This window comes from Actinoplanes sp. NPDC051633 (assembly GCF_040681735.1).
In the GTDB taxonomy this organism is placed as follows: domain Bacteria; phylum Actinomycetota; class Actinomycetes; order Mycobacteriales; family Micromonosporaceae; genus Actinoplanes.
In genome coordinates this window covers 1-2,346 of sequence record NZ_JBFAZH010001185.1, presented here as the reverse complement: position 1 = coordinate 2,346, position 2,346 = coordinate 1, and the positions used below count along the sequence as shown (strand labels likewise).

General features: G+C 71.2%; 3 protein-coding genes. 1 reads left to right on the top strand and 2 read right to left on the bottom strand.

The genetic code is table 11. The annotated features are described in order from the left end of the window. Positions 1–211: 211 nt before the first annotated feature. Positions 212–742, top strand: coding sequence for a hypothetical protein (locus tag AB0M20_RS38755; RefSeq protein ID WP_364305949.1), 531 nt, complete (start codon positions 212–214; stop codon positions 740–742). 37 nt (positions 743–779) lie between these two features. Here the strand turns inward: AB0M20_RS38755 and AB0M20_RS38750 are convergent, their stop codons facing one another. Both AB0M20_RS38750 and AB0M20_RS38745 read right to left on the bottom strand, forming a co-directional pair. Next, complete coding sequence (locus AB0M20_RS38750) at positions 780–1,442, bottom strand: response regulator transcription factor (protein ID WP_364305947.1); 663 nt, start codon at positions 1,440–1,442, stop codon at positions 780–782. After that, positions 1,439–2,346: histidine kinase (locus tag AB0M20_RS38745; protein WP_364305946.1), on the bottom strand; the 908-nt coding region annotated here is incomplete at its 5' end. The genes AB0M20_RS38745 and AB0M20_RS38750, both read right to left, overlap by 4 nt.

Below are 2,346 nucleotides of genomic sequence, written 5' to 3'. Positions count from 1 at the left end.
CGGAGCCGGGGTGCCGCGGAGCTCCGGCGAGCATGACGACGCCGGAGGCGACGAGGGCGATCCGCCATCCATGGTTGCGCAGCAGCTTCATGTCAGGTCCTTTCCGTTGGGTTCGGACCTCACCGTCCCGGCCGGCGCCTGCAATCCGCTTGACATCCACTGGCAGCCGGCGCTGACACAATGGTCGGCTCGGCACAACACGAGAAAGGGCGTGATCCACGTGGCTTACGGCGTGGTGCTGCGGCCGGACGTGGAGACGTCACGGTCGGTGGTCGAGCTCTCACACGCGATCGGCGACGGCCACGAGCCGCTCATGCTTCTCGGCGGCGATGCGCCACCGCACGTGTCGGTTCTGCACGTCGAATGCGCCGAGGACCACGTGGCCGGCATCGTCGCGGCGACCGCACCCCACCGAGGCCGGACCTTCCGCGGAAAAATCATCGGCCTGCTCTACTCGGTGATCCCACCCGGCGACCACTACGTCCCGACCGGCGGCTACTACTTCGGCCTGGAGATCATCCGGAGTCCCGAGCTGGACGCCCTGCACCAGGAGTTCCTGCGGCTCGGGCACACCCCGTTGGGCCTGGTGGACGAGGACTATCGCCCGCACATCACGCTGGGCGTCACCGCCGAGCCACCCTCCCGGCCTCCGTTCTCCACAATTCCCACCGGCGTCGTGCGGTTGACGATGTCCTGCGGCCCGGTGGGCCCCTTCGGAACGTTCCCCGACCTCGTGAACTGACGCCGGCGCGGCCGGCATCCGTTCGGCCGCCCACGAATCACGGGTCCGGATCGGTGCGCCGACCCAGGCGGCCGAGTCCGGCCTCCCGGGCCTGCACGATCGCCTGCGTGCGCTGCGACACCCGGAGTTTGGTCAGGATGGTCGACACGTTGTTGGCGATGGTCTTCGCCGACAGGTGCAGCTGCCGGCCGATCTCGGTGTTCGACATCCCGGCGGCCAGGTGGTCGAGGATCTGCAACTCGCGCTCGGTGAGTTGCGGGAAGGGTGTGTCGCGCGGCGGTGGACTGGCGAACCACCGCCGCAGGCGCCCGGCCAGCGCCGCCCCGAACACAGGTTGCCCGGCCGCAGCGGCGCGGACGGCCGCGATGATGTCCGCGCCGTCCGCGCCCTTGACGAGATACCCGGTGGCTCCGGCCTGCATGGCGGCGAACACCGCGTCGTCGTCCTCGAACATCGTGAGCACCAGCACGGTGGTGCCGGGCTTGCGGTCGAGGATCTGCCGGGTGGCCTCGGTGCCGTGCAGGCCGGGCATCTGCAGGTCCATCACGACGACGTCCGGGGACAGCCGGACCGTGCTGCGCACGGCCTCGGCTCCGTCGCCCGCCTCGCCGGCCACCTCGATGTCGGAGGTGGTCGCGAACACCGCCCGCAGTCCCTGGCGTACGAGCGGGTGGTCGTCGGCGAGAAGAACGCGGATCATCGGTCGATCCTCGCGAGCGGGAAGGCGGCGACGACCGTGGCGCCACCGGTTTCCGTCGGTCCGGCCCGCAACGTGCCGCCCAGCTCGGCAGCGCGTTCCCACATCGCTGTCATGCCCACGCCGGGCGTCCACGGCTGGGTGGAGGTTCCGTCGTCGTGGACGCGCAGGACCAGCTCGTCGTCGGTGGCGCTCAGGCACACCTCGCACCGGGCGGCGTCACTGTGGCGTACGGCGTTGGTGACGGCTTCGACGGCGATGCGGAACACCGCCACCTCCACGGCGGCGGGCAACTCGGGCAGCTCGGGAGCCGCGACGGTGGCCGACAGCGCCGAGCCCGCGGTGAGACGGTCGATCTGAACGCGCAGCGCGGCGGCGAGCCCGAGATCGAGGGCAGGCGGTCGCAGGTCGTGTACGAGCCGGCGCAGGTCGCTCAGCGCCTGCGTCGTCGCCTCCTTCGCGTTCCCGAGATGGGTCCGCGCGGCCGCCAGGTCGGTGTCCACTCCGGACTGTGCCGCGTCGAGGTTCAGACCCACGGCGGTGAGCACCGGACCCAGGCCGTCGTGCAGTTCCCGGCGCAGCCGCCGGCGCTCCTCCTCCCGTGCGGTGACCAATCGCTGGCGGGAGACCAGCAGCTCGGTGGTCAGGCCGACCGCGTGCACGGCGACTCCCACCTGCTCGGCGACGTCGCGCAGCAACGCCTGGTCGCGGTCGTCGAAGACGTCCTCGCCACGGCGCGGCGAGGCCACCAGGAATCCCTCATGCCGTTGCTCGTACGCCAAGGGCCAGCGTTCCCTGTTCGGACCGGGCACCCCATGCTCGGCCAGGCGGGTGCCGTCCGGCCGCTCGACGGCCACGTACGGCAGCCGCAGCGATGTGGCGATCGACTGGACCAGCGACTCGAGCA